Origin of the sequence: Streptomyces sp. NPDC002889 (assembly GCF_042888425.1) — a bacterium.
Taxonomy (GTDB): Bacteria; Actinomycetota; Actinomycetes; order Streptomycetales; family Streptomycetaceae; genus Streptomyces.
Genome location: NZ_JBIAPT010000069.1, coordinates 1 through 3,318, shown reverse-complemented (window position 1 = coordinate 3,318; position 3,318 = coordinate 1). Strand labels below are relative to the sequence as shown.

At 66.0% G+C, this 3,318-nt stretch carries 1 protein-coding gene; it reads left to right on the top strand.

The genetic code is table 11. The annotated features are described in order from the left end of the window. The coding region (gene metH / locus ACFYWI_RS38345) for a methionine synthase (RefSeq protein ID WP_389240795.1) at positions 1–3,318 on the top strand (3,318 nt) is incomplete at both ends.

The following is a 3,318-nucleotide window of genomic DNA, read 5'->3' as shown; positions in this document are numbered from 1 at the left end:
CCGGACCCGGATCGAAGCGCTGCGTGAAGCGCTGGCCACGCGTGTCGTCGTTGCCGATGGTGCGATGGGCACGATGCTCCAGGCTCAGGATCCGACGCTGGAGGACTTCCAGGATCTGGAGGGCTGCAGCGAGATCCTGAATGTGACGCGGCCGGACATTGTGCGGTCGGTGCATGAGGAGTATTTCGCGGTCGGGGTGGACTGTGTCGAGACGAACACGTTCGGTGCGAACTTTGCGGCGCTGTCGGAGTACGACATTGCGGAGCGGGTTTTCGAGCTGTCGGAGTTGGGGGCGCGGATCGCGCGTGAGGTGGCGGACGGGTTCACGGTGTCGACGGGGCGGCAGCGGTGGGTGCTGGGGTCGATGGGGCCGGGTACGAAGCTGCCGACGCTGGGGCATGTGGCGTATGTGACGCTGCGGGATGCGTACCAGCAGAACGCTGAGGGCTTGATCGCGGGTGGTGCGGATGCGCTGCTGGTGGAGACGACGCAGGATCTGTTGCAGACCAAGGCGGCGATTCTGGGTGCGCGGCGGGCCATGGAGGTCGGTGGGGCGAGTCTTCCGGTGATCTGTTCGGTGACGGTGGAGACGACGGGCACGATGCTGCTCGGGTCGGAGATCGGTGCGGCGCTGACCGCGCTGGAGCCGTTGGGGATCGACATGATCGGTCTGAACTGTGCGACCGGTCCGGCGGAGATGAGCGAGCATCTGCGTTATCTGGCCCGTCATTCGAGGGTGCCGCTGTTGTGCATGCCGAATGCCGGCCTGCCGGTGCTGGGCAAGGACGGGGCGCATTACCCGCTGTCGGCGAGCGAGCTGGCGGATGCGCAGGAGATGTTCGTGCGTGAGTACGGGTTGTCGTTGGTGGGGGGTTGCTGCGGTACGACGCCGGAGCATCTGCGCCAGGTGGTGGAGCGGGTGCGGGGCGTGGAGCGGACGGTCCGTGAGCCGCGTCCGGAGCCGGGTGCGGCGTCGTTGTATCAGACGGTGCCGTTCCGTCAGGACACTGCGTATATGGCGATCGGTGAGCGGACGAACGCGAACGGGTCGAAGAAGTTCCGGGAGGCGATGCTCGAGGGCCGCTGGGACGACTGTGTGGAGATCGCGCGGGATCAGATCCGTGAGGGTGCGCACATGCTGGACTTGTGTGTGGACTATGTCGGGCGTGACGGTGTGGCGGACATGGAGGAGCTGGCGGGCCGGTTCGCGACGGCGTCCACGCTGCCGGTGGTGCTGGACTCGACGGAAGTGGAGGTGTTGCGGGCCGGGTTGGAGAAGCTGGGGGGCCGGGCGGTCATCAACTCGGTGAACTACGAGGACGGGGACGGGCCCGAGTCCCGGTTCGCCAGGGTCACCAGGCTTGCGCGGGAGCATGGTGCGGCGTTGATCGCGCTGACGATCGATGAGGAGGGTCAGGCGCGGACGGTGGAGACGAAGGTCGCCATCGCGGAGCGGTTGATCGAGGATCTGACGGGTAATTGGGGCATTCATGAGTCCGACATTCTCATCGACACTCTGACGTTCACGATTTGTACGGGTCAGGAGGAGTCGCGCAAGGACGGGATTGCCACGATCGAGGCGATTCGTGAGCTGAAGCGCCGTCGCCCGCAGGTGCAGACGACGCTGGGGTTGTCGAATATTTCCTTCGGTCTCAATCCGGCGGCGCGGATTTTGCTGAACTCGGTGTTCCTGGACGAGTGTGTGAAGGCGGGGCTGGATTCGGCGATCGTGCATGCGTCGAAGATTCTGCCGATCGCGCGGTTCGATGAGGAGCAGGTGACCACGGCTCTGGATCTGATCCATGACCGGCGTCGTGAGGGGTATGACCCGCTGCAGAAGCTGATGGCGCTGTTCGAGGGGGTCAACACCAAGTCGATGAAGGCCGGCAAGGCGGAGGAGCTGCTGGCGCTGCCGTTGGAGGAGCGTTTGAAGCGGCGGATCATCGATGGTGAGAAGAACGGTCTGGAGGCTGATCTCGACGAGGCGCTTGCGGGCCGTCCGGCGCTGGAGATTGTCAATGACACGCTGCTGGAGGGCATGAAGGTCGTCGGTGAGCTGTTCGGGTCGGGGCAGATGCAGTTGCCGTTCGTGCTGCAGTCCGCCGAGGTGATGAAGAATGCGGTGGCCTACCTCGAGCCGCACATGGAGAAGTCGGATGCCGAGGGCAAGGGCACGATCGTGCTGGCCACGGTGCGTGGTGATGTGCACGATATCGGTAAGAACCTGGTGGACATCATTTTGTCCAACAACGGCTACAACGTGGTCAATCTTGGTATCAAGCAGCCGGTGTCGGCGATCGTGGAGGCGGCGCAGGAGCACCGGGCCGATGTGATCGGTATGTCGGGTCTGCTGGTGAAGTCCACGGTGATCATGAAGGAGAACCTGGAGGAGCTCAACCAGCGTTCCCTGGCTGCCGACTTCCCCGTCATCCTCGGCGGCGCGGCTCTGACCCGCGCCTATGTCGAACAGGACCTGCACGAGATCTACCAGGGCGAAGTCCGCTACGCACGCGACGCGTTCGAGGGCCTGCGGCTGATGGACGCACTCATCGCCGTCAAACGCGGCGTCCCCGGAGCGTCCCTGCCGCAGCTGAAGCAGCGCCGTGTGCGCGCCACGGCGAGCGCGGTCGTGGAGGAGCGTCCCGAAGACGGTGCCGCCCGTTCGGACGTCGCGATCGACAACCCGGTCCCGGCGCCGCCGTTCTGGGGCACACGCGTCGTCAAGGGCATCCAGCTCAAGGAGTACGCGTCCTGGCTGGACGAGGGCGCACTGTTCAAGGGCCAGTGGGGCCTCAAGCAGGCGCGCGCCGGCGACGGCCCCTCGTACGAGGAACTGGTGGAGTCGGAGGGCCGGCCGCGGCTGCGGGGCTGGCTGGACCAGCTGCACACGCAGAACCTGCTGGAGGCGGCCGTCGTCTACGGCTACTTCCCGTGCGTGTCCAAGGGCGACGACCTGATCCTGCTCAACGAGGACGGCTCCGAGCGCACCCGTTTCTCCTTCCCGCGCCAGCGCCGCGGGCGCCGGCTGTGCCTGGCGGACTTCTTCCGCCCCGAGGAGTCCGGCGAGAGTGACGTGGTCGGACTGCAGGTGGTCACCGTCGGCTCGAGGATCGGCGAGGCGACGGCCAAGCTGTTCGAGGCCGACTCCTACCGCGACTACCTCGAACTGCACGGCCTGTCCGTCCAGTTGGCCGAAGCCCTCGCCGAGTACTGGCACGCCCGGGTCCGCGCCGAGCTCGGATTCGGCGGCGAGGATCCGGTCGATGTCGAGGACATGTTCGCGCTGAAGTACCGCGGCGCCCGGTTCTCGCTCGGCTA